General features: G+C 73.7%; 26 protein-coding genes. 7 read left to right on the top strand and 19 right to left on the bottom strand.

The window, feature by feature from the left end:
• Positions 1 to 18: 18 nt before the first annotated feature.
• Positions 19 to 432: a ChaB family protein gene (locus IEZ00_RS25720; protein WP_189225902.1), complete on the top strand. Its 414-nt coding sequence runs from the start codon at positions 19 to 21 to the stop codon at positions 430 to 432.
• Here the strand turns inward: IEZ00_RS25720 and IEZ00_RS25715 are convergent.
• Entirely contained in the window at positions 404 to 1,231 is an 828-nt protein-coding gene (locus tag IEZ00_RS25715; protein ID WP_189225901.1) for an SDR family oxidoreductase, read from the bottom strand. The genes IEZ00_RS25720 and IEZ00_RS25715 overlap by 29 nt on opposite strands.
• 79 nt (positions 1,232 to 1,310) lie before the next feature.
• Between IEZ00_RS25715 and IEZ00_RS25710 the strand changes: the two genes are divergently transcribed.
• The 3 genes from IEZ00_RS25710 (at position 1,311) to IEZ00_RS25700 (ending at position 3,629) form a co-directional block, all read left to right on the top strand.
• A complete protein-coding gene (locus IEZ00_RS25710) occupies positions 1,311 to 2,489 on the top strand; it encodes a zinc-dependent alcohol dehydrogenase (RefSeq protein WP_189225900.1) in 1,179 nt (392 codons plus the stop codon).
• Positions 2,490 to 2,506: 17 nt separating this feature from the next.
• Complete coding sequence (locus IEZ00_RS25705; protein WP_189225899.1) at positions 2,507 to 2,872, top strand: hypothetical protein; 366 nt, start codon at positions 2,507 to 2,509, stop codon at positions 2,870 to 2,872.
• 82 nt (positions 2,873 to 2,954) lie between these two features.
• Positions 2,955 to 3,629 carry a DUF6766 family protein gene (locus tag IEZ00_RS25700; RefSeq protein ID WP_189225898.1) on the top strand — a complete coding sequence of 225 codons (675 nt, stop codon included), beginning with the start codon at positions 2,955 to 2,957 and terminating at the stop codon, positions 3,627 to 3,629.
• Positions 3,630 to 4,059: 430 nt separating this feature from the next.
• Here IEZ00_RS25700 and IEZ00_RS25695 read toward each other — a convergent pair whose 3' ends face one another.
• The 9 genes from IEZ00_RS25695 to IEZ00_RS25655 are packed head-to-tail and all read right to left on the bottom strand — an operon-like array spanning position 4,060 to position 11,944.
• Positions 4,060 to 4,557: a DUF6328 family protein gene (locus tag IEZ00_RS25695; RefSeq protein WP_189225897.1), complete on the bottom strand. Its 498-nt coding sequence runs from the start codon at positions 4,555 to 4,557 to the stop codon at positions 4,060 to 4,062.
• A gap of 30 nt (positions 4,558 to 4,587) precedes the next feature.
• Entirely contained in the window at positions 4,588 to 5,754 is a 1,167-nt protein-coding gene (locus tag IEZ00_RS25690; RefSeq protein WP_189225896.1) for a cytochrome P450, read from the bottom strand.
• Positions 5,745 to 6,434 carry an SDR family oxidoreductase gene (locus IEZ00_RS25685; protein ID WP_189225895.1) on the bottom strand — a complete coding sequence of 230 codons (690 nt, stop codon included), beginning with the start codon at positions 6,432 to 6,434 and terminating at the stop codon, positions 5,745 to 5,747. The genes IEZ00_RS25690 and IEZ00_RS25685 overlap by 10 nt, the downstream gene beginning before the upstream one ends.
• A 1-nt stretch (position 6,435) precedes the next feature.
• The gene (gene rfaE2 / locus IEZ00_RS25680; RefSeq protein ID WP_189225894.1) at positions 6,436 to 7,743 is read right to left on the bottom strand and encodes a D-glycero-beta-D-manno-heptose 1-phosphate adenylyltransferase; all 1,308 of its coding nucleotides are present in this window, start codon (positions 7,741 to 7,743) and stop codon (positions 6,436 to 6,438) included.
• A complete protein-coding gene (locus IEZ00_RS25675) occupies positions 7,740 to 8,321 on the bottom strand; it encodes a D-sedoheptulose-7-phosphate isomerase (protein ID WP_189225893.1) in 582 nt (193 codons plus the stop codon). Before IEZ00_RS25675 ends, rfaE2 begins: the two co-directional genes overlap by 4 nt.
• Positions 8,318 to 9,541 (bottom strand): glycosyltransferase, encoded by a 1,224-nt coding sequence (locus IEZ00_RS25670; RefSeq protein WP_189225892.1) that lies wholly within the window; start codon positions 9,539 to 9,541, stop codon positions 8,318 to 8,320. Before IEZ00_RS25670 ends, IEZ00_RS25675 begins: the two co-directional genes overlap by 4 nt.
• Positions 9,538 to 10,434 carry a glycosyltransferase gene (locus IEZ00_RS25665; protein WP_189225891.1) on the bottom strand — a complete coding sequence of 299 codons (897 nt, stop codon included), beginning with the start codon at positions 10,432 to 10,434 and terminating at the stop codon, positions 9,538 to 9,540. Before IEZ00_RS25665 ends, IEZ00_RS25670 begins: the two co-directional genes overlap by 4 nt.
• Entirely contained in the window at positions 10,431 to 11,423 is a 993-nt protein-coding gene (locus IEZ00_RS25660) for a glycosyltransferase family 9 protein (protein WP_189225890.1), read from the bottom strand. Before IEZ00_RS25660 ends, IEZ00_RS25665 begins: the two co-directional genes overlap by 4 nt.
• On the bottom strand, positions 11,420 to 11,944 hold the full coding sequence (locus tag IEZ00_RS25655) for a D-glycero-alpha-D-manno-heptose-1,7-bisphosphate 7-phosphatase (protein ID WP_209617265.1): 525 nt from the start codon (positions 11,942 to 11,944) through the stop codon (positions 11,420 to 11,422). Before IEZ00_RS25655 ends, IEZ00_RS25660 begins: the two co-directional genes overlap by 4 nt.
• A gap of 166 nt (positions 11,945 to 12,110) precedes the next feature.
• Between IEZ00_RS25655 and IEZ00_RS25650 the strand changes: the two genes are divergently transcribed.
• Complete coding sequence (locus IEZ00_RS25650) at positions 12,111 to 12,629, top strand: SRPBCC family protein (RefSeq protein WP_189225889.1); 519 nt, start codon at positions 12,111 to 12,113, stop codon at positions 12,627 to 12,629.
• Between the two features lie 145 nt (positions 12,630 to 12,774).
• Here the strand turns inward: IEZ00_RS25650 and IEZ00_RS25645 are convergent, their stop codons facing one another.
• Genes IEZ00_RS25645 through IEZ00_RS25630 form a run of 4 tightly spaced genes read right to left on the bottom strand, consistent with a single transcriptional unit; the run spans position 12,775 to position 14,873 of the window.
• Complete coding sequence (locus IEZ00_RS25645) at positions 12,775 to 13,305, bottom strand: hypothetical protein (RefSeq protein ID WP_189225888.1); 531 nt, start codon at positions 13,303 to 13,305, stop codon at positions 12,775 to 12,777.
• Between the two features lies 1 nt (position 13,306).
• Positions 13,307 to 14,038, bottom strand: coding sequence for a metallophosphoesterase family protein (locus IEZ00_RS25640; RefSeq protein WP_189225887.1), 732 nt, complete (start codon positions 14,036 to 14,038; stop codon positions 13,307 to 13,309).
• Complete coding sequence (locus IEZ00_RS25635) at positions 14,035 to 14,289, bottom strand: BON domain-containing protein (protein ID WP_189225886.1); 255 nt, start codon at positions 14,287 to 14,289, stop codon at positions 14,035 to 14,037. The genes IEZ00_RS25640 and IEZ00_RS25635 overlap by 4 nt, the downstream gene beginning before the upstream one ends.
• Positions 14,286 to 14,873 (bottom strand): nucleotidyltransferase family protein, encoded by a 588-nt coding sequence (locus IEZ00_RS25630; RefSeq protein WP_189225885.1) that lies wholly within the window; start codon positions 14,871 to 14,873, stop codon positions 14,286 to 14,288. The genes IEZ00_RS25635 and IEZ00_RS25630 overlap by 4 nt, the downstream gene beginning before the upstream one ends.
• A 61-nt stretch (positions 14,874 to 14,934) precedes the next feature.
• On the opposite strand from IEZ00_RS25630, the gene IEZ00_RS25625 reads away from it, so the two are divergent.
• Entirely contained in the window at positions 14,935 to 15,171 is a 237-nt protein-coding gene (locus IEZ00_RS25625; RefSeq protein ID WP_189225884.1) for a DUF6480 family protein, read from the top strand.
• Between the two features lie 42 nt (positions 15,172 to 15,213).
• Here the strand turns inward: IEZ00_RS25625 and IEZ00_RS25620 are convergent, their stop codons facing one another.
• The 5 genes from IEZ00_RS25620 to xylA form a co-directional block, all read right to left on the bottom strand.
• The gene (locus IEZ00_RS25620; RefSeq protein WP_189225883.1) at positions 15,214 to 16,209 is read right to left on the bottom strand and encodes an NAD-dependent epimerase/dehydratase family protein; all 996 of its coding nucleotides are present in this window, start codon (positions 16,207 to 16,209) and stop codon (positions 15,214 to 15,216) included.
• A 68-nt stretch (positions 16,210 to 16,277) separates the two neighbouring features.
• Positions 16,278 to 16,985, bottom strand: a complete 708-nt coding sequence (locus IEZ00_RS25615; protein WP_189225882.1) for a DUF6333 family protein — start codon at positions 16,983 to 16,985, stop codon at positions 16,278 to 16,280.
• 83 nt (positions 16,986 to 17,068) lie between these two features.
• A complete protein-coding gene (locus IEZ00_RS25610; protein WP_189225881.1) occupies positions 17,069 to 17,617 on the bottom strand; it encodes a hemerythrin domain-containing protein in 549 nt (182 codons plus the stop codon).
• Positions 17,618 to 17,695: 78 nt separating this feature from the next.
• Positions 17,696 to 19,078 (bottom strand): xylulokinase, encoded by a 1,383-nt coding sequence (gene xylB / locus IEZ00_RS25605; protein ID WP_189225880.1) that lies wholly within the window; start codon positions 19,076 to 19,078, stop codon positions 17,696 to 17,698.
• Positions 19,078 to 20,217 carry a xylose isomerase gene (xylA, locus tag IEZ00_RS25600; RefSeq protein ID WP_189225879.1) on the bottom strand — a complete coding sequence of 380 codons (1,140 nt, stop codon included), beginning with the start codon at positions 20,215 to 20,217 and terminating at the stop codon, positions 19,078 to 19,080. Before xylA ends, xylB begins: the two co-directional genes overlap by 1 nt.
• 62 nt (positions 20,218 to 20,279) lie before the next feature.
• On the opposite strand from xylA, the gene IEZ00_RS25595 reads away from it, so the two are divergent.
• A complete protein-coding gene (locus IEZ00_RS25595; protein ID WP_189225878.1) occupies positions 20,280 to 21,452 on the top strand; it encodes an ROK family transcriptional regulator in 1,173 nt (390 codons plus the stop codon).
• Positions 21,453 to 21,622 lie beyond the last annotated feature (170 nt).

Here is a 21,622-nt window from a genome sequence, read left to right as displayed (position 1 = left end):
CGGAACCATGGAGGAAACATGCCCGGACGCGAGGAACTGCCCAGCACCATCGCCCGCTCGTCGAAGAAGGCGCAGCGCACGTGGATCAAGGCGCACGACTCCGCGGTGGAGACCTACGGCGAGGGCCAGCGGTCGCACCGGACCGCGTTCGCCGCGCTGAAGCACTCCTTCGAGAAGGTCGGCGACCACTGGGAACCCAAGGCCGAAAAGGGGCCGTCGGACGACCAGGCCGCGCGCAGCACGCCCAAACCCGGCAAGACTCACGGCGGCGTGGACGCCAACGCCAGCAAGCAGCACCTCTACGACCTGGCCAAGGAGCTGGACGTCCCCGGTCGGTCCTCGATGACCAAGCAGCAGCTGGTGGAGGCCATCGAGAAGGCCAACCGGGGCAAGACGGCCAAGGCTAGGGAACGCGCCACTTCTCGTCGGTGAGCATGCTGCTGGCCTGCGGGCCCATCAGCAGCATCCCGCCGTCGACCACGTACGAGGCCCCGGTCACGTAGCCCGCCGCGGGCGTGGCGAGGAACGCCACCACCGCGGCCACCTCCTCCGCGTGACCGGGGCGGCCCAGCGGCACACCCGGACGCGGCTGCTGACGCGGGTCCACGTCCTCCTGGCCGGTCATCGGCGTGGAGATCTCCCCAGGGGCCACCGAGTTCACCGTGATGGCGTGCTCGGCCAGCTCCAGCGCCAGCACCTTGGTCAGCGCCCCGAGCCCGGCCTTGGCCGCGCAGTACGGGGCCGCGCCCACCTTCGGCGCGTGCTCGTGCACGCTGGTGATGTTGATGATCCGGCCGCCGCGCCCCGCCTCGATCATGTGCTTGGCGGCGCGCTGGGAGCACAGGAAAGCACCGTCCAGGTCCACCGACAGCACACCGCGCCAGGTGTCGAAGTCCATGTCCATGACCTTCTGGGCTGTGCCCGTGCCCGCGCAGTTGACCAGCACGTCGAGCCCGCCCAGCTCCTCGGCCAGCTCGTCGACCACGGCCGCGGCGGTGGGCAGGTCGGTCAGGTCCAACTGCCGCACGGCGGCACGCGCGCCGCGCTCGCGCACCTGACGGGCGGTCTCCTCGGCGCCCTCGGCATCGCGGTGGTAGGTCAGACCGACGTCCACGCCGCCGCCCGCGAAGGCCACGGCGATCGCCCGGCCGATGCCGGAGTCCGAACCGGTCACCACCGCGTACAGCGGGGCGCCCGAGCGGTCTTTCGGTAGAGGTGCGGTAGTAGCCATGGCCGAGGGCTACCCTGCGGCGGGTTTGCCACACGCCGGGAGGGGAACGCCGGGTGCAGGACCACTCGGAAGGAGACCCATGAAAGCCGTCACCTGGCACGGCAAGCGCGACGTGCGCGTGGACACCGTCCCCGACCCCGTGCTCAAGGAACCCACCGACGTCGTCATCCGGGTGACCTCCACCGGCATCTGCGGTTCCGACCTGCACCTGTACGAGCTGTTCGGGCCGTTCCTGGACGAGGGCGACATCCTCGGCCACGAGGCGATGGGCGTGGTGGAGGAGGTCGGCTCCCAGGTCACCGAGCTCAAGCCCGGCGACCGCGTGGTGGTGCCGTTCAACGTCTCCTGCGGCACCTGCTTCATGTGCGGTCAGGGGTTGCAGTCGCAGTGCGAGACCACCCAGGTGCGCGAGCACGGCTCGGGCGCCGCGCTGTTCGGCTACACCAAGCTCTACGGCCAGGTGCCCGGCGGCCAGGCCGAGTACCTGCGCGTGCCGTTCGGCAACACGCTGCCGATCAAGGTGCCCGACGGACCGCCGGACGACCGGTTCGTCTACCTCTCCGACGTGCTGCCCACGGCGTGGCAGGCGGTGCGGTACGCGGACGTGCCGGAAGGCGGCAGCCTCGTGGTGCTCGGTCTCGGGCCGATCGGCGACATGTCCACCCGCATCGCCAAACACCTGGGCGTGCAGACCGTCATCGGTGTGGACCTGGTGCAGGAGCGGCTGGAACGCGCCCACGCCAACGGGATCAGGACGATCAACGCGCGCGATCGCCAGCTGGCCGAGCACATCCGCGACCTGACCGGCGGGCGTGGCCCGGACTCGGTGATCGACGCGGTGGGCATGGAGGCGCACGGCGCCCCGGTGACCAAGCTGGCCCAGCAGGCCACCGGGCTGCTGCCCGACGCGCTGGCGGCGAAGTTCATGATGACCGCGGGGGTGGACCGGCTGGACGCCCTGCGCACGGCCATCGACGTGGTGCGGCGCGGCGGCACCATCTCGCTGTCGGGCGTGTACGGCGGCATGGCCGACCCGCTGCCCATGCTGACCATGTTCGACAAGCAGGTGCAGTTGCGGATGGGGCAGGCCAACGTGTGGCGCTGGGTGCCCGACATCCTGCCGCTGCTCACCGACGACGACCCGCTGGGCGTGGACGGCTTCGCCACGCACCGCCTGCCGCTGGACGACGCGCCCATGGCGTACGAGAAGTTCCAGAAGAAGCAGGACAACATGGTGAAGGTACTGCTGCGACCGTGACGGGCGGGTGGTCGGTCATGGTCCGCTCAGCGTGCTTATCAGCGCTGCTGGCGGTTTCGCTGGCGGTGGGCGGGTGCGCGTCGGCTTCGCGGGACCTGGCGCAGCGGGCGGCGGAGGAGTTCGAGGCCGCGGTCGCATCGGGCAGGCCGGAGCGGGTCTGCGAGCTGCTCACGGAACGTGCGCGCGAGGGCGTCGACTGCTCCTCGCTGGAACTGCCGCGGGGTGAGGTGCGCGAGGTCGTCGTCTGGGGCGACGCGGCGCGGGTCCGCACGGATGACGACACGCTGTTCCTGCGCGAGCTTTCCAGCGGTTGGCGCGTTTCGGGCGCGGGGTGCCACGCGGTCCACGACCGCCCGTACGAGTGCGAGGTGGGTGGTCCGTGACGCGGCGGGGGATGTTCTACGCCTACCTGCTGGGCGTGCTCGTGCTGCTGGTCTGCTTCGCGGTCGTCGGAGGGATGGGACTGTGAGGAGGTTCCTGCGCGACAACGGGTTGGGCCTGGCGTTCGGCTCGATCTTCCTGGTTTCCCTGGTGGGGCAGGCGTTCTCGGGCAACAGCGTGCTCAACGACCGGCGGTTGACCGACGGCGGGGACACGATCGGCCTGTGGCAGTACGTGACCTCGTCGGAGTTCGCCGTGGACGTGGCGGAGAACTGGCAGTCGGAGTACCTGCAGTTCTTCCTGTTCATCTTCGCCACGGTGTGGCTGATGCAGCGCGGTTCGCCGGAGTCCAAGCCCGCCCGGCGCCTGGGCGCGGAGTCCGACGAGGAGCAGTCGCTCGGCGCGCACGCGACAGCGGGCTCACCGCCGTGGGCGCGGGCGGGCGGGTGGCGCACCGCGCTGTACTCGAACTCGTTGGGCCTGGCGATGCTGGTGCTGTTCCTGGCCTCGTGGTTCACCCAGTCCGTGGCGGGGCGCAGCGCGTACAACAACGAGCGCCTGGTGGACTTCCAGGACCCGGTCTCGTGGGGCGAGTACGTGCTGTCCGCCGACTTCTGGAACCGCTCGCTGCAGAACTGGCAGTCGGAGTTCCTTGCCATCGGCTCGATGGCGGTGCTCAGCGTCTACCTGCGCCAGCGCGGCTCCCCCGAGTCCAAACCGGTCGGCACCCCGCACGACACCACCGACGAAGCAGGCTGACCGCCCCGCGAGTCGAACGCTCAGCACCCCCGAGTTCAACGCTCAGGACGACCACGCCCGCCCCCGGTGTCACCCGACCATGGGCGTGTCGGGCGTGTCGCCCCCGCGAGTCGAACGCCCAGACACCCTGAACTCAACATTCGCGCACCCCGACCCGCACTTTCCCGCCCTGACCGGCGCTTCCGCGCACTCCCGCCCTCGCTTCCCCGCCTCGGGTAGTAGTTACCGACTCCCGCACGCCCCTCGGGTGGTACTTGCCGACGCACCAGGGGGGCGCGCGGGGCGCGCGGAGCGGGGTGCCCGCGAGCGCCGTCCTTGGCGACCTGCCGCGCGGCGAGCGCGCTTTGCCGGATAACCCAACCCGAACGTAGAACTCAGGGGTCCTGAGCGTTCGACTCGCGGTACCTGAGTGTTCGACTCGCGGGGTGGGTCAGTCGTACTGCTCGTCGTCGTCGGTGTCCTCGGGGTCGGGGTCGCGGTCGCGTTCCCGCCATGGCATCAGGAACCACAGCGTGCCGAACAGGACCGCGGCCAGCGCGCCGAGCGTGATCGCCACCCAGCCGCCGATGATGACCTCGCCCAGCAGCAGGATGGTCCCGGTCATCGCGACGGCCAGGGCGCCCATCCCCACCACCGCGAACCGGTTGGCCACCGCGATGATGTCCTCGCGCCGCCCCCGCCGGAACAGGATGCGGTGCCAGGCGGCGGGGGCGGTCAGCAGCGCTATCGAGCAGGCCGCGAACAGGATCGTGATCAGGTGCGTCGCGCGGACGTACAGGTCGGTCGACGCGTAGCGCTCGGTGAACGCGATGGACAGCAGGAAGCCGAAGAGGATCTGCACACCCGCCTGGGCGACCCGCAACTCCTGCAGCAGTTCGCCCAGGTTGCGGGCCAACCTGCGCTGATGCGACTCCTCCGGACGGCTCACGCCGCTCAAAGTACCCCCGACCGGGGGAAATCACCCGCTGCGGTGCACCGGGAACCGCAGCCCGAAGTGGTTCAACGTCGGCGGCAGCGGCTCCCGCAGCGGTGGCCCGAACTCCAGTTGGGAGCGCAGCACCGCCAGCGCCTCCCCCGCCGTCTCCAGCACCAGGTCGCGGCCGGGGCACACGCCGGGACCGCCGCTGAACGGCACCAGCGCCGGGTCGGTGGTGCCCTCGCGCCAGACCTCCGGCGCGAACCGGTCGGCGAACGGCAGCCGGGTGGCGTCCCGGTGGAAGTACGGGGTGAACACGACGAAGGTGGTGCCCTCCGGCAGCCAGCTGCCGTGCCACCGGGTGGCGATGGTGCTCTCCCGCAGGATCACCGGGGTGGTCGGCCACAGCCGGACCGACTCCAGCACCGCCCACCGGTCCGAGCCGCCGACGGCCAGCGCCCGCATGGTGGCGATGCCCGCCGCGTCGAAGGCGAACAGCCAGTGCGGCACCTGGCCGACCATCTCCGGTGGCGCGAGGGCGTCGGCGTTGCGCTCCAGGTGCCGGGCCAGCCGCCGCTCCACGTCGCGCCGCAGCGCCTCCCGCCGGGGCCGCAGGTAGGCCCAGTTCGCCGCGGCGCGCAGCTTCGCCAGGTCGTCGGTCAGCGCCTGGTCCTGGCGCGCCGCGTCGCCGAGCACGATCCGGCGCACCGCCCGCCACCACGCCTGGGCGAACGAGTCCCAGTCCAGCACGCCGGTGCTGGCCGCGTGCCGCACGAGCAGGTCGACCTCGTCGCGCACCACGTCGACGCAGCGCCGGTCCGGGCGCAGCGCCTGCTCGTTGAACTCCCGTCGCCGTTCGCGGGCCGCGCCGCGGGAGGCCAGCACGCCGTGCGGCTGGAAGTGGCCGAGCGCGGCCCGCTTCTCCTTGGTGGCCAAGGCGAACGGCTCGGGCGACTGGTCCAGCAGGCGCTGCACGTCCGCCGGGTCGAGCAGCAGCGCGAAGCTGCGCCCGGTGACGCGCAACCGCAGCGGCTCGGGGCCGTAGCGCTCGCGCATCCTCCGCACCGTCCGCACCGCGGAGCCGTCGAGCCGCAGCTTCTCCGCCGCCGCTACGACGCCCGGTCGGCGCAGGATGACGCCCTTGGCCAGGGTTGGCAGCAGGACTCGCGCGAACACCCGAGCGGTGTCCGCGCGGGAGGCTACGGCCACGAGCCCTCCTCGGCGTGCGCGACGACCAGCTCGCGCACCTCGCACCCGGCGGGTTGGCCGATGGCGAACAGGATCGCGTCCGCCACCCGCTCCGGCGGGTTGAGCTTGCTGTCGTCGGCGGGCTTGTACTGCTCGTCGCGGTCGTCGAAGAACCGCGTCTTCATGCCGCCGGGGATCACCAGCGTCACGCCCACCCGGCCCGCCGTCTCAGCGGCCAGCGCGCGGGTGAAGCCGACCACGCCGAACTTCGAGGCGCAGTACGCGGTGGCGTCGCCGACCGCGCGCAGCCCGAGGGTGGACGCGATGGTCACCACGCGCCCGCCGTCCAGGTAGGGCAGGGCGGCCCGCACGACCGCGGCGGTGCCGAACAGGTTGACCATCACCACCCGCTCCCAGTCGGTGGCGGGGACCTTGTCCAGCGGACCGCAGGCGTCGATGCCCGCGGCGGTGACCACCGCCCGCAGGCCGCCGTTGCGCTCGGCGACGGCCCGCACGGCGCGCTCCGCGGCGCGGGTGTCGGACAGGTCGACCGATTCGAAGTCGGCCACCTCGTCCGAGGACGGCGCGGCCTTGTCCAGCACCAGCGGCACGCCGCCCCTGGCCCGCACGGCGCTGACCACCGCCGCGCCCAGCCCGGACGCGCCTCCGGTCACCAGCACCTGGCCCAGTTCCTGACCCACGTCAACCCCTCCTCGACAACGCGTCCGCCAACCTGGTCGTGGACCGACCCCGGTGGTAGGGCACGACGACGGTGCGACCGCCCCAGCGGCGCACCAGCTCCGCTTCGGGCAGCGACCCGGCCCGGTAGTCGCCGCCCTTGACCCAGATGTCCGGCCGCAGCCGGTCCAGCACCCGCTCCGGGGTGTCCTCCTCGAAGACCACGACCTCGTCCACGCAGGCCAGCGCCCGCAGCACCTCCACCCGGTCCGACTCGCGGGTGATCGGCCGGTCCGGGCCCTTGAGCCGCCGCACGGACCGGTCGGAGTTCAGGCACACCACCAGGCAGTCGCCCAGCGCTCGGGCGGCTTCCAGGGTGCGGACGTGGCCCGCGTGCAGCAGGTCGAAGCACCCCCCGGTGGCCACCACGGTCCCACCACGCGCCCGCACCGCGTCCACTGTGGACAACCGCTCGGCCGCTTCGGCGCGTGCGGCGAACCCGCCCGCGCCACCGCGCAGCAGGAACTCCGCGGCCGAGAGCACCGCGTCGGTCACCGCGTCATCGGTGGCCGCGCCCGCCATCAGCCGCGCGGCGGCGGTGACCGCGAACCGGTCCCCCGCCCCGCACGGGTCCACCACGGGGATGCGCGGCGCGGGCACCGCCGTCATCGCGCCGCCGCCCGCCAGCAGCGCCCCTTCGGCGCCGAGCGTGACCACCACCGCCCGCGCGGACCACCGCTCGCGCAGCGCCTCGGCGGCGTCGGCGGGGTGCTCGCACCCGCTCAGCCCCGTGGCCTCGGACTTGTTCGGGGTGACCAGCCGGGCCCCCGCCACCGGGGCCGGGCCGCGCGGGTGCGGATCCCACACCAGCGGCTTGTCCCGCAGCGCGGTGCGCAGCCGCCGGTCCCGCACGAGCCCGCGCCCGTAGTCGGAGACCAGCACGAAATCCGCGCCGCGCACCGCGTCGAGCATCTCGTCGGTGGCCGAGGGCGCCCCCGGCCCGCCGCCGCGGTCGACGCGGGCCAGCGAGTGGCCACCGCTGCGCAGCCGCGTCTTCACCGGGGTCGGCACGGGCGAGGGCCCGTAGACCCCCTTGACGTCCGCCAGCCGCTCCCGCAGCCGTTCCCCGTCGGCGTCCTCGGCGATGGCGCTGACCAGCGTCACCTCCAAGCCGTCGGCGTGGGCCAGCGCGGCGGCCAGCGCGGCCCCGCCGGGGCGCGCGTGCTCCGCCTCGACCTCCAGCACCGGCGCGGGGGCGTCCGGGCACAGCCGGTCCGCGTTGCCCTCCACGTCCACGTCCAGCAGCGAGTCGCCCACGACGACGAGTCTCACGACACCCTCCGGTCCGCCGCGGGCAGCGCCGCCTCGAACGCCTTGCACAGCACGTGCACGGCCACCAGCTGGGCCTCCTGCACGTTGGCCGAGCGGCCGGGCAGCACCAGCGCGTCGTCGGCGGCCTCGGCCAGCGGGTTGGGCGCGGGGCCGGTCATCGCCCACACCAGCGCGCCCGCCTGGCGACCCGCGCGGGCGGCCTCGATCAGGTTGCGGCTGCGCCCGCTGGTGGACAGCAGCACCACCACGTCACCGGGCCGGGCGTGCGCGGTGACCTGGCGGGCGAAGACGTGGTCGTAGCCGTAGTCGTTGCCGATCGCGGTGACGCTGGAGGTCTCCGCGCACAGCGCGATGGCCGAGAACGGCTGCCGGTCGTCGCGGAAGCGGCCGACCAGCTCGGCGGTCAGGTGCTGCGCCTCGGCGGCGGAGCCGCCGTTGCCCGCGGCCAGCAGCCTGCCGCCCGCGGTCAGCCGCTGCGCCAGCACGCCACCCCACCGGGTGATGCGCGGGGACTGGGAGCGCAGGCCGGTCAGCGACTCGGCCAGGCCGTCGTAGTGGTCGCGCAGCTCGGCGCTCATCGCGCGCTCCCCGCCGCCACGCCCGCCCGACGCCCCAGCTGCGCGCCCGCGCGCTGGTAGACGCGCTCGGTGTCCTCCGCGATCCGGTCCCAGGTGTAGCGGGCCTGGACGCGGTCCGCGCCCGCGACGCCGTAGGCGTCCCGGCGGGCGTCGTCGGCCAGCAGCGACCGCAGCGAGCGCGCCAGCGCGGCCGGGTCGCGCGGCGGCACCAGCAGGCCGGTCACGCCGTCCACGACGGTGTCGGTCAGCCCGCCCACCGCCGAGGCCACCACCGGGACGCCGCAGGCCATCGCCTCCAGCGGCACGATGCCGAACGGCTCGTACCAGGGCACGCACGCCACCACGTCGGCCGAGCGCAGCAGCGAGGGCACGGCGGGGCGGGCGACCTGGCCCACCAGCCGCACCCGGTCGGACAGGCCCAGCTCGGCGGCGTAGGCGCGCAGCCGCCGCGCCTCCGGATCGTCGGCGAGCCGGTCGGCGGGCGGGCCGCCCGCGATGACCAGCTCGGTGTCCGGCAGCGAGCGCAGCGCGCTGATCAGGTCCTCGAAGCCCTTGCGGCGCACGAGCCTGCCCACCGTGACGACGCGGTGCGGCAGGGTGCGGGTCTCGGCCGGACCTTCGGGCTGGAACAGCACGGGGTCGACCCCGCACGGCACCACCGAGATCCGCGCCCTCGGCAGCCCCATGCGCATCAGCTCGAACACCTCGTCCCCGCAGGTGGCGGCGATCCGGGCGACCTCGCGGCCGACCATGCGCTCGATGCCGACCCGCTCGGGCGGGCTGGTGTCCCGCTCGCCCTGGTGGCGCCGCTTGACCACGCCCAGCGCGTGGTAGGTCTGCACCACCGGCGCGCCCACTCCGCGCGCGCCCAGCACCGCGGCCAGGCCGGACATCCAGAAGTGCGCGTGCACCACGTCCGGCCGCTCCACGGCCCACTGCCGGGCCAGGAAGCGGGCGAAGTCGCCCATGTGCGGCAGCAGCTCGTCCTTGGCCACCCGCTCAGGTGGCCCGGCGGGCACGTGCACCACCTCGTAGCCCTCGTCCACGCGCACCCGCTCGGGCAGGTCCGGATCGTCGCGACGGGTGTAGACCGTCACCTCGTGGCCCAGCGCGCCCAGCCCGGCCGACAGCGCCGCCACGTGGACGTTCTGCCCACCGGAGTCGACCTCCCCCAGCGCCGCAAGGGGGCTGGCGTGCTCCGACACCATCGCGATCCTCATCCGCTCACCTCCGCCAACAACCGCTCCCAGTTCCGCAGGAACGCGTCCAGCCCGTAGTGCGCCAAGGCGAACTCCCTGGCCTGCTTGCCCTTCTGCCGCGCCAGTTCCGGGTCGGCCACCAGCTCGGCCACACCGCGCACGAGGTCCTCCACCCGCGTGGACACCACGCCCGCCTCCGGCGGCACCGCCCGCACCACCTCCGTGCACGCCAGCGCCACCACGGGCATCCCGAGGTGCATCGCCTCCAGCAGCGACAGCCCGAGCGAGGTCCACCGCACCGGGTGCAGGTAGAGCCGTCTGCGCGCGAGCTCGGCGTGCAGGGCGTCCATGCCGTGGTCGCCCCGGCCCATCTCCCCCAGCTGCTCGGTGCCCATGCCGTAGACGTCCAGCGGGGCCACCTCGGCGAAGCGCGGCAGCAGGTCGGTGCCCACCACCCGGCCGCGGCGGACCGGCTCGTTCACCACGACGGCGGCGCGGGCCAGCTCGCCGGTGTAGAGCGGGCCGGGGTCGACCACGCCGTGCTCGATCACCTCGGTCCGGGTGGTGCCGCAGTCCCACATCAGCTGGTTGAAGTGCGTGACGTGCACGATGATGCCGGGCCAGTCGGCCAGCGGGTGCCGCTGACCGGGGTGCTTGGGGGTGTTGTGCTCCAGGTAGACAGCCGGGACGCCGGGCACGCGCTCGGCCTCCTGCGGCCGTTGCAGCACCACCACGTCGGCGTCCACATCGGACAGCGAGTCCAGCGGCACCTCGCGCGCGGCGGGCCAGTTCCGCCCCGCCAGCCCCCTGCCCCAGTCGCCGCCCTCCGGTGAGGCGGGCAGCAGGTACTCGTGCCCGCCCCTGACGAACGCGTTCGTCCACGAACCGTGCACGTGCCACAACAGGACTCTCATGCCCGTACTCCCACCAGCTCGGTCACCGCGGCCACCACATCCCGTGCGCTCACCCGGTCCAGGCAGGGGTGCCCCGCCACCGGGCAGTCCCGTGCGCGGGTTCCCCGGCACGGCGCGTCCTGGTCGCCCAGCAGCACGTGCCTGCCGTGCGGCGCCCAGCGGGCGGCGGGCACGACGGGCGCGAACAGCGAGACGACGGGTGTTCCCACGGCCGCCGCGAGGTGCGCGGGGCCGGTGTTGCCGACCACCACCGCGTCGGCGCGGGCGAGCAGCCCGGCCAGCTCCGCGAAGGTGGTCCTCCCGCCGAGGTCGACGCCGTGCGCGCCCGCGACCTCTGCGGTCAGCGCGGTCTCCGAGGGGCCGCCGGTGACCAGCACGCGGTGCCCGGCCTCGGTGAGCGCCACGACCGCCTCGGCGCACCGCCGCGGCGACCAGGCCCGCGCGGGCACGGAGGCGCCGGGGTGCAGCACGACGTACGGTCCGACCTGGGCGGGCTCCGGCGGCGGCAGCACGGCCAGCCGCCCGTCGTCGCCGGGGGGCAGCTCGAACCCGGCGGCCACGGCCACCTCCAGCGCCCGCTCGGCTTCGGGCACGTCCGGGTCCTCGCGCAGCCGCACGTCCAGCAGCGAGCCGGGGTAGTCCACGGAGCGGGCGACGATCCTGGGCACGCCCGCCAGGCGCAGCAGCAGCGCCAGCGGCAGCGGGCTCTGGTGGAAGGAGGTGAGGACCAGCGCCACGTCGACCCGGAGCCCCTTGAGCAGCGCCACCAGCCCGTCGATGTCGGCTCCGCGGACGTCGGGGGCCGGGTTCGCGATCCACGGGCACGCCCACCGCACCACGCGCGTGACGCCGGGCAGCAGTTCGGCGGCTTGCGCGCCCGCTGGGCCGCACAGCAGCACCACCTCGCCCGCCGTCGCGGCGGCGCGGATCGCGGGGCCCGCCAGCAGCACGTCGCCGTCGCTGTCCAGCCGGGCCACGAGCGTCCTCACAGCACCACCGCCAGCGCCGAGCGCAGGTCCGACGCGACGTGCGGGGCGCGTCGGACCTCTTCGACCAGGGTGACCTCGGTGGGCACCAGGACGGGGAACGCCCCCGCCGAGCGCGCCGCCTCCACGTCCGCCTCGATGTCGCCGACGAGCAGGGTGCGCTCCGGGCGCACGCCCAGCGCCGCGCAGGCCGCGAGCACCAGCCCCGGCTTGGGCTTGCGGCACGGGCAGTGGTCCTCGGGCCGGTGCGGGCAGATCTGCCAGGTGTCGAAGCGACCGAGCAGCCGCTCGACGCGCGCGTTCACCGCCGCCACCCGTTCGTGTGTCAATGTCCCCCGTCCGATACCGGACTGATTGCTCACCACACCGAGGGGAACCCCCTGCGAGCGGAGCTCGTCGAGCACCTCGCGCGCCCCCGGCACGGGCTCCACCAACGCCGGGTCGCCGTTGTACGGAACGTCGCGGATGAGCGTGCCGTCCCGGTCGAACAGCACGGCGTCGGGCAGCCCTTCGATGTGGTCCACAGAGGAGAGTTAGCCCGTCAGCCGGTGGACAAACACTTCTCGGAGAAACGCTACTCACAGTCACCCGTGTGTGGGCCGCGACGGCGGGCGGCGCGACTCCGGAGGTGTGAGCGCCCGCCCGACGGGTAACCGAAGAACGCACGACAATCCGAAGGAAGGTTGCACAGTGACGACCATCGAGAAGTCCGTGGACGTGGAGGTCCCGGTCACGACGGCCTACAACCAGTGGACCCAGTTCGAGTCGTTCCCGCACTTCATGGAAGGCGTCGAGCAGATCACCCAGGTCACCGACACCAGGACCCACTGGGTCACCAAGATCGGCGGTGTGACCAGGGAGTTCGACGCGGAGATCACCGAGCAGCACCCGGACGAGCGAGTGGCGTGGCACAGCGTCGACGGCCCGCCGCAGGGCGGCGTGGTGACGTTCCACCGGCTCGACGACCGGCACACGCGGGTTCACGTGCAGATGGAGTACGACCCGCAGACGCTGACCGAGAAGGCGGGCGCCGCGCTGGGCGTGGTGGAGCACCGCGTCAAGGGCGACCTGGAGCGGTTCAAGGAGTTCATCGAGCACCGCGGCGCGGAGACCGGCGCGTGGCGCGGTGACGTCGCCCGCCCGCCGCAGGCGGGTGAGACCCGCACCGACCTGCCCGATGGCGGACTGCCGGGTGACCGGATCGTCTGACACCCATTCGAGGAAGCGGCCCCCCGGGGGCCGCTTTTTCGTGCCCATTCCCGGTGGCCTGGAACAAAGTGGCCGGGAACGAACGAAAGGGCCGCGGAGAACGTTCTCCGCGGCCCTTTCGCCGTGCGGGCTGCTCGCGAGCGGATCACCCATCGCGCAGGCGGTCGAACAATCCCCTGACGGACTGGCGCAGTGCCGACGCGGCGTCACCGAGCAGGGAACTCGACCGGTTCTCCGGCTCCATCCCCGGCACCGGCTGGGCACCGGGGTCGACGCCCGCGTCGACGCCGTGGCCCAGCAGTTCGCGCAGCACCTCCAGCACCACCTCCGGGTGCCCCAGCGGGATCGGCGCGGCGAAGGTCTGCACCGACCGGATCGTGCCGTCGTACTTGGTGGCCAGCTCGCCCACCCGCGCGCCTGCCGCCGCACCCGCGACCAGGTGCACCGGCACACCGCGCTGGGCGCAGTCGTCGAACACCCGTTCGACCTCCGACCAGGACTCGTCGGCGGCGGGCAGCCTGCACCAGGTGACGTGCAGGTGGTCGGTCAGCGGGCGCCACGTGGCGGGCAACTCGCCGTGGATGGCCACACCGGCCGGGTCGAGCACCACCACGACGGGCGCGTCGGCCGGGCCGGTGGACACCACCGACGGTCCAGCGCTGCGAGCTTCTTCCACGTCACACCACCTCCACGACTGAGGGCTCCACGCAGTACACCGTGTACGCGGACCGGATGATGGGCTGCGCGACGTTGCGCACCCGGACCCCGCCGGGGGTCATGCCGTGCTCGGTGCCGAAGTGGGCGTGCCCGTGCACCGCCAGGTGGGTGCCGGTGGCGTCGATCGCCTCGCCCAGCAGGTAGGAACCGAGGAACGGGTAGATCTCCGGCGGCTCGCCGCGCAGCGTGTCCGGCACCGGGGCGTAGTGCGTCAGCGCCACCTTGACATCGGTGTCCAGCGAGGCCAGCGCGCCCTGGAGCCGTTCGGCGATGTCGCAGGTGTGGCGGATGAACGCCTTCATCTCCGGCTCGCCGAAGGCGCTGCCGCACTTGCCCGCGAAGCCGCCGCCGAAGCCCTTGACCCCGGCCACGCCCAGCGTGCGGCCGTCCACGTCGAAGGTCGCGGTCTCGCCCTCCAGCACGCTGATGCCCGCGTCGCGCAGCAGCTTGGTGATCTCGTCGGGCTTGTCGTCGTGGTGGTCGTGGTTGCCCAGCACGGCGACCACCGGCACCGGCAGGCCGCTGAACTCGTCGGCGACCACCTGCGCCTCGTCGAGGGTGCCGTGCCGGGTCAGGTCGCCCGCGAGCAGCAGCACGTCGGCGTGCTCGTCGAGCTTCTCCAGCGCGGGCCTCATCCGCCCGCGCGCGTCCTCGCCCAGGTGCACGTCGCCCACGGCGGCGATGCGGATCATCGCAACTCCTCCCGCCCGCCGGGCTCGCCCACCGGCACGACCTGCACGTCGTCCAGCACGGTCAGCTCCGGCGCGATGTCGTGGATCACCGCTTCCAGTTCGGCCCGCCGCTCGGCGCTGGCCACGTCACCGGAGAGCAGGACGTGGTCGCCCCGCACGGTGACGCGCACCCCGAGCTCGGTGGTGCGCGGGTCCTCGGCCAGCGCCCGCCGCAGCCTGGCGGCCAGGTACTGCTCCGGGTCGGTGCTCATGACGCACTCCTCTCCGCCAGGTCCCGCGTCAGCTTCGGCTCCACCAGGTTCAGGCGCTCGACCAGCAGCAGGAACGCCTCGGCGTAGGGCGAGTCGGCGGTGGCCTCGCGCACCTTGTCCCAGTCGATCTGCTCGCGCAGGGCGCGCGCGAAGGGCAGCAGCACGCTGAAGTCGCAGCGGTGCCCGTCGAGCACGAGCAGCTTGCTGATCATCACCTCGGTCGCGGGCATCACCGGCAGCACCACCGAGCCGACCGCCAGCTCCTCGGCGCGGGCCAGCGTCTCGTCGGTCACCGGGATCTCGTTGGGCCGGTAGAGCAGGTCCACCAGCAGGTCGCCGTCGTAGACCTTGAGCAGCCAGTCCTCCGGGGGTTCGGCCGCGCGCATCCCGGCGGCCACCAGCGCCCGCACCGCGGGTTTGGCGTCCTCCTCGCGGACCAGGATGTCCGCGTCGTGAGCTGTGGCGGGCCCACCTCGCGCGTACACCGCGCACCCACCCGCCAACGCGAACGGGATGCCTTCGGCGCGCAGGGTCTTGGCCACCTTGGTCAACGTGCGCAGCAACTCGTCTTGTAGGCCGCTCATGGCGTCCTGATTACCCAAGCGGCGTGAGGTTCACACGGGTGGCGACGGGTACCCGGCGCGCATGACCGCGACCCCGCCCGACCCCGACCCCGCACGCACCCCCGGCCTCGAACCCGGTGGCGGCGTCACCCCCGGCGACACCCCGCCCGACGCGGCCCAGACCTCGGGCCTGTCCCACCCGCAGCCCATGCCGTCGCGACGCGGACCGATGATCACCCTGGTGCTGGTGGCGGTGCTGACCCTGCTGGTGCTGGCGTTCGTGGTGGCCGAGGTGATGAGCTGGAGCAAGGTCTTCTAGTCCACTCGGGACCTCGGGGCGCGGACCCTGGGGACGCGGACCTCAGGGGCGCAGCGGCGGCTGGCCGGGCACCCCGCGCCGCTCCCCCAGTCCGGTGAGCAGGTCGCGCACCACGTCGCGGGCGTCGTGGCGCGGGGTCCAGCCCAGCACCTCCCGCGCCCTGGTGGTGTCCAGCAGCGGCGTGGTCAGCGCCAGGTCCACCCAGCCCGGCGAGGTGGGCTGCAGGCGCAGCCGCCACGACACCTTCGCGGCCAGGCGCAGCGCCCTCGGCGGGATCGGCACGTGCCGCGCCCGCATGACCTCGGCCAGCGCCCGCGGCGTCAGCACCGGGTCGGCGGCCAGGTTGACCGCGCCGGGAACCCTGCCCAGCACCACCCGCGCGACCGCGTCGGCCACGTCCTCGGCGTGCACGAACTGCAGGACCAGCGACTTGGGCAGGGGCAGCAGGGGCAGCCGGGTCCGGAACAGCGCCGAGGGCACCAGGCCGCCCAGGAAGTAGCGCTTGATCTCGGCCGCCGCGTCCGGTTGCAGGATCAGCGCCGGGCGCACCCGGCTGACCAGCAGCGACGGGTTCTCCCGCGCCACCCGGTCGAGCAGCCGCTCCACGGCGGCCTTGTGCCTGCTGTAGTACGAGCTCGACACGCCGTCGGTGGGCCAGCTCTCGTCGACCGGGCGCTGCTTGGAGGCGGGCGAGTACGCGCCGACCGACGACATGTGCACCAGGTGCGGCACGCCCGCCCGCACCGCCGCGTTGAACACGCGGTCGCTGCCCGCCACGTTCGCCCGGTACAGGGCCGTCTCGTCGTGGGAGGGCTGGATGCGCCAGGCCAGGTGGACCAGCGCGTCCGCGCCGCGCAGCACCCCCTCCAGCACCTCTTCGGCGCCCTCGCGGCCGAGGTCGACCGGGGTCCAGTCGGCGGGCGGGTCCTGCGGGGTGCGGCGGGAGACGCCGTGCACCCGGACCTCGGGCTCTTGGGCGAACCTGCGCAGCAGTGCCGTGCCCACGTTGCCGCTGGCGCCGGTGACGACGATCCTCATGACCACCGGACTACCCAAAGGTGTGCCGCGCGCAACCAGCGCGCTGGGCCGAGGTGCCGGGCGTCCGACTAATCGCCGCCCAGCCAGATCTCCTCCATGTGGTACGTGGCCTTCTCGGTGTGGCGGACGCGGAAGGCGGACATCCGGAGTTCGGCGAAGCCCCACGGGTCGTGCGGATCGAGCAGTTGGCGGCCGAAGTGCTCCCAGGGAACGCCCAAGGGCTCCTCGTCGAGGTCGATGCCTGCCTCGGCGAGCGCTTCGGCGCTGAGGCCGAGTTCGCGCGCGATGGCGTGCGGGTCACCGTCGACGTAGCACTCGTCGGCGAGGGACCAGCCCTCGGTGTGCAGCGTCAGCCCGCCGGGCAGGTGGACGGCGGTCTCCTCGTGTGTCGCCCCGCGGTCGACGTGGGCCGACCCCACGACCCTGGCTTCGGGGTGGCGTTGGGCCAGGGCGCTGGTCACGTCCCACAGGATGGCGCCGTCGAGGCCGTCGTCGACGAGGGCGAAGTCGCAGACAGCGGTGACGCCGCCCCAGCACCCGACGAAGACGACGTCCAGATCGGTCCGCGTCCACGGCGACCTGGGGATGGCGTTGGTGAGCGGCAGCTCCTCCAGGACGGCTTCGACGGTCGGGAAGGACTGCGCGAAGGCTCGTGCGCGCGCCGGGTCGTGCGGGGCGAAGTTGGCGGGAGAGCTGCGCGAGCGGGGGTGGAACGGGGGGAGGACGACGGCGATGGTGGAGTTGCCGTAGCCGTTGACTTCCTGGTCATCGATCACGCCGCCACAGTAGCCAGAGCCGATGCCCCGGTCCGGGGCTGTCGCCGACCGCACTCCCCCCGCTCCCGCTTCCCCGAGCGCGGCTAGCGGTTGAGCGCGGAGCGGATGAGGTCGCGGGCCCGGTCCATCAGCGCGGTCGGCGGCCCGAGCAGGAAGTTCGCGGCCGGGGACTCCACTCCGGGGTGGGGTCGGGTCGGCGCGACGGCCTCCGCGGCCCGCACGGCCTTGGCCAGCGCGCGCAACCGGTCGCCGTCGTACTCCTGGCGCAGCCGGGGGAACTCCTCGCGCTCCTCGTGCTCGGCGTGCGCCAGCACGTCCTCGCGCAGCTGGACCAGCAGCGTGTCGAAGCCCTCCGCCTCGGGGCCGATCTTGTCCAGGGTGACCAGCAGCTCCTTGGCCCGCCGCTCCTCGGCCACGCGCGCGTCCACGACCGCGTCGCCGCCCTCGCCGCGCCGGGCGGCCGGGTGGACGATCTCCTCCTCGGCCGTCTCGTGCACCGCCAGCAGCCGGACCAGGTCGCGGAACGCCTCGTTCCGGTCCGCGCCGGAAGCCGTCTCGACCTTGGTGAACAGGTCCCGGATCTCGCCGTGCTGGCGGACCAGGAGCTCGATGACGTCTTCTTGTTCGCTCATGCGGGCCGGTTACCCAGCGGGCCCGCGGTGAATCCGCGGGGGACGGCTACCCCCGACGAGCCGCCGTCCCCCACGGGGTCAACTGGGCCGGGCGACCGTGAGCTCCCTGGCCGCCGCATAGCGCTCGCGCACGTGCGGCGTCGCCTCGGCCTCGAAGACCTCGGACGTCAGCGAGCTCCACAGCGGCGGGGCGTCGGCCCCGCTCACCGCCCACGCCGCCTGCCTGGCCGCGCCGTCGGCGACGTACTCCCCCGCCGCGGGCACGACCACCTGGCAGCCGAACACGGCGGGCGCGATCCGCCGCACCGCCTCGGATCGCGCGCCGCCGCCGATGAGCAGCACCCGGCGCAGCGGGGTGCCCGCGGCGACCAGCGCGTCGATCGCGTCGGCCAGGCTGCACAGCAGGCCTTCCACCGCCGCCCGCGCCAGGTGCGCGGGGGTGGCGGTGTCCAGCCGCAGGCCGTGCAGCGCGCCGGTCGAGTCCGGCTTGTTCGGCGTGCGCTCGCCCTCCAGGTAGGGCACCAGCGCCAGGCCGCCCGCGCCCGCCGGGGCGGACAGCGCCAACCTGGACAGCTCGGCCAGGTCCACGCCGAGCATGGCCGCGGTCGCGTCGAGCACGCGGGAGGCGTTGAGGGTGCACACCAGCGGCAGGTAGGTGCCCTCCGCGTCGGCGAACCCGTTCACGATCCCGGTGCCGTCGGCGACCGCGGACGCGGACCGGGCGAAGGCGGTGCCGGACGTGCCGACCGACACCACCACGTCACCGGGCTGGATCTGCACGCCCAGCGCCGCCGCCGCGTTGTCGCCCGCGCCCGCGCCGTAGCGGCCCGCGGTCAGCTCGGCGGGACCGACCACCCGAGGCAGCAGCGGGACCTTGCCCATCGCCAGCTCGAGCAGATCCGGGCGGTAGTCCTCTGTGGACGGGGACCAGTAGCCGGTCCCGCTGGCGTCGCTGCGGTCGGTGACCAGCGCGTCGAGCCCGCCGCCCGCCAGCTTCCAGGTGAGCCAGTCGTGCGGCAGGCACACCGCGGCCGTGCGGGCGACCGACTCCGGCTCGTTGCGCGCCAGCCACCGCAGCTTGGTCACCGTCAGCGAGGCGACCGGGACGCTGCCGATCGCCTCGGCCCACGCCTGCGGACCGCCCAGCTCGCCGATCAGCTCGGCGGCCGCGCCCGCCGAGCGCGTGTCGTTCCACAGCAGCGCGGGCCGCACCACCTCGCCGCGGTCGTCCAGGCAGACCATGCCGTGCTGTTGCGCGGCAACGGAAACCGCCTCGACGTCGGCCAACCCGCCCGCCTGCGAGACCGCCTCCTGCAAGGCGTCCCACCACGCGTCGGGGTGGACCTCGGTACCCGCCGGGTGGGGTGCACGCCCCTCCCGCACCAGCGCGCCGGTCTCGGCGTCGCGCACGACCACCTTGCACGACTGGGTGGACGAGTCGACGCCCGCGACGAGGGCCATCAGCGGGCGCCCAGCAGGTGCTCCAGGGCCAGCTGCGACAGGCGCACGAAGCCGAAGCCGCGCTCGCCCGCCTTCTGCGGGTCGAAGTCCGCGTCGGCCTTCAAGAAGTCCTCGATGGACTCGCCGGCCGAGAGGGTCGGCTGGGCCAGCTCCTCCAGACCGCTGTAGCGCAGCGCCTCCTGCACCTCCGGGTCGGCCCGGAACGCGGTCGCCCGCTCGCGCAGGATCTTGTAGGTGCGCATGTTGGCCGCCGCGCTGTCCCACACGCCGTCGATGTCCTCGGTGCGCAGCGGCTTGTAGTCGAAGTGCCGCGGGCCCTCGTAGCCGCCGTGCTCCAGCAGGTCGACCAGGAAGAAGGCGGACAGCAGGTCGCCGTGGCCGAACACCAGGTCCTGGTCGTAGCGCGGCCCCTTCTGGCCGTTGAGGTCGATGTGGAAGAGCTTGCCCTGGTACAGGGCCTGGGCGATGCCGTGCACGAAGTTCAGGCCCGCCATCTGCTCGTGGCCGACCTCGGGGTTGACGCCGAACAGCTCGTGGTGCTGCAGGGTGGAGATGAACCCGAGCGCGTGGCCGATGGTGGGCAGCAGGATGTCGCCGCGCGGCTCGTTCGGCTTGGGCTCCAGGGCGAAGCGCAGCCCGTAGCCCTGGTCCTGCGAGTACTGCGCGACGGTGTCCAGCGCCTCGCGGTAGCGCTCCAGCGCGGCCCGCACGTCCTTGCCCGCGTCGGTCTCCGAGCCTTCGCGGCCACCCCACAGCACGATGGTCTCGGCGCCCAGCTCGGCCGCCAGCTCCAGGTTGCGCAGCACCTTGCGCAGCGCGAACCGGCGAACCGAGCGGTCGTTGCTGGTGAAGCCGCCGTCCTTGAACACCGGGTGGTTGAACAGGTTCGTGGTCACCATCGGCACGACGAGGCCGGTCTCGTCCAGCGCCGCGCGGAACGCGGCCAGCCGCCGGTCCCGCTCCGCCGCGCTCGCGCCGAAGGGGATCAGGTCGTCGTCGTGGAAGGTGATGCCCCACGCGCCCAGTTCGGCGAGCTTGCGCACCGCCACGGGCGCCTCGAGCTCGGGCCGGGTCGCATCGCCGAACGGGTCGCGCCCCTGCCAACCGACGGTCCACAGACCGAAGCTGAACTTGTCCACGGTGACACCTCCAATAAGTTTGATGCCTAAACTTATCTCATCCAGCCGCTAGTATCCAGCGGGTGTCCAGACCGCAGCCCGCGAGCCAGCACACCGTGCGCAGGCACAACTCCGCCCTCGTCCTCGACGCCATCGCCGCGGGCCCCGGCTCCTCCCGCGCCGCCGTGGCCGCCCGCACCGGCCTGACCAAGGCCACCGTCTCCAGCCTGGTCGACCGGATGATCGGCGCCGGGCTGGTCGTGGAGGGCGAGGCGCAGGCCCGCCCCGGCCCCGGCAGGCGCGGCACCGCGCTGCACCTGTCCCCCTCCGGCCCGCACGGCCTCGGCGTGGAGATCGGCGTGGACTACATCGCCACCTGCCTGGTCGACCTCACCGGTCGGGTGCGCAAGCGCTGGCTGCGGCCCAGCGACAACCGGGCGTCCTCGCCCGGCCGGGTGCTGGCCAAGGTGGCCACCGCGGTGCGCACGGCGGTGCGCGAGGAGGTGCCCATCGGCGGCCTGGGGGTGGCGGTGCCCGGCCTGGTGGAGTCGGCCAGCGGGACGCTGCGGGTGGCGCCGAACCTGGGCTGGCGCGAGGTGGACGTGCGCGGGGAGCTGGACCGCCGGATCGGGCTGGACGTGCCGGTGCTGGTGGGCAACGAGGCGAACCTGGCCGCGCTGGCCGAGCTGTGGCACGGCGACGGCGCGGCGGACTTCGTGCACGTCTCCGGCGAGATCGGCATCGGCGCGGGCATCGTGGTGGACGCCCAGCTGTTCGAGGGCGTGTCCGGGTTCGGCGGCGAGATCGGCCACCTGCCGGTGGACCCGCGCGGACCGCGCTGCCCGTGCGGGTCGCGGGGGTGCCTGGAGCGGCTGGCGGGCCAGGACGAGATGGTGCGCGCGGCGGGCGTGTCGGGGCCGGAGGAGCTGCTGACCCGGCTGGCGGCGGGCGACCGCACGGCGCTGATGGCGGTGCGCTCGGCGGCGAAGTGGCTGGGGGTGGCGCTGTCCGCGGCGGTGAACCTGCTGGACCTGCCCACGGTGGTGCTGGGCGGGACGTACGCGCGGCTGGAGCCGTGGCTGCGCGAGCCGCTGGAGGCGGAGCTGGCCAACCGGGTGATGAGCGCGGAGTGGGCACCGGTGCGGGTGGTGGCCTCGTCGCTGGGGGCCGAGGCGGCGGTGCGGGGCGCGGCGGGCGGGGCGGTCCGGGCGATCCTGGCCGACCCGGACCCCTACGTGGCCTCCGTACTGGCCTGACCCCCCGCTCCACACGTCAGCAAGTACTACCCGACCGCCCAGGACAGGCCGGTAACTACCACCCGGCGCACCGAGCGCGCGGCTCGTGGTGCGCGAACGCTCGGTTGGCGGTGCTTGAACGCTCGGTTGGCGGTGTCCGAGTGCCCGGTTCGCGGAAGGCGGGGGCCGTG

The organism is Saccharothrix coeruleofusca, from assembly GCF_014648515.1.
GTDB lineage: Bacteria > Actinomycetota > Actinomycetes > Mycobacteriales > Pseudonocardiaceae > Actinosynnema > Actinosynnema coeruleofuscum.
The sequence above is the reverse complement of the archived record's forward strand: the minus strand, read 5'-3'. Positions and strand labels throughout refer to the sequence as shown.

Coding starts and splice junctions, on each gene's coding strand:
- IEZ00_RS25610 (WP_189225881.1), bottom strand. CDS start 17,617: ATGAGCGAACAAGAAGACGTCATCGAGCTCCTGGTCCGCCAGCACGGC.
- IEZ00_RS25625 (WP_189225884.1), top strand. CDS start 14,935: ATGACCGCGACCCCGCCCGACCCCGACCCCGCACGCACCCCCGGCCTC.
- IEZ00_RS25710 (WP_189225900.1), top strand. CDS start 1,311: ATGAAAGCCGTCACCTGGCACGGCAAGCGCGACGTGCGCGTGGACACC.
- IEZ00_RS25715 (WP_189225901.1), bottom strand. CDS start 1,231: ATGGCTACTACCGCACCTCTACCGAAAGACCGCTCGGGCGCCCCGCTG.
- IEZ00_RS25630 (WP_189225885.1), bottom strand. CDS start 14,873: ATGAGCGGCCTACAAGACGAGTTGCTGCGCACGTTGACCAAGGTGGCC.
- IEZ00_RS25720 (WP_189225902.1), top strand. CDS start 19: ATGCCCGGACGCGAGGAACTGCCCAGCACCATCGCCCGCTCGTCGAAG.
- xylB (WP_189225880.1), bottom strand. CDS start 19,078: ATGGCCCTCGTCGCGGGCGTCGACTCGTCCACCCAGTCGTGCAAGGTG.
- IEZ00_RS25675 (WP_189225893.1), bottom strand. CDS start 8,321: ATGAGCGCCGAGCTGCGCGACCACTACGACGGCCTGGCCGAGTCGCTG.
- IEZ00_RS25640 (WP_189225887.1), bottom strand. CDS start 14,038: ATGATCCGCATCGCCGCCGTGGGCGACGTGCACCTGGGCGAGGACGCG.
- IEZ00_RS25670 (WP_189225892.1), bottom strand. CDS start 9,541: ATGAGGATCGCGATGGTGTCGGAGCACGCCAGCCCCCTTGCGGCGCTG.
- IEZ00_RS25705 (WP_189225899.1), top strand. CDS start 2,507: ATGGTCCGCTCAGCGTGCTTATCAGCGCTGCTGGCGGTTTCGCTGGCG.
- IEZ00_RS25635 (WP_189225886.1), bottom strand. CDS start 14,289: ATGAGCACCGACCCGGAGCAGTACCTGGCCGCCAGGCTGCGGCGGGCG.
- IEZ00_RS25620 (WP_189225883.1), bottom strand. CDS start 16,209: ATGAGGATCGTCGTCACCGGCGCCAGCGGCAACGTGGGCACGGCACTG.
- IEZ00_RS25665 (WP_189225891.1), bottom strand. CDS start 10,434: ATGAGAGTCCTGTTGTGGCACGTGCACGGTTCGTGGACGAACGCGTTC.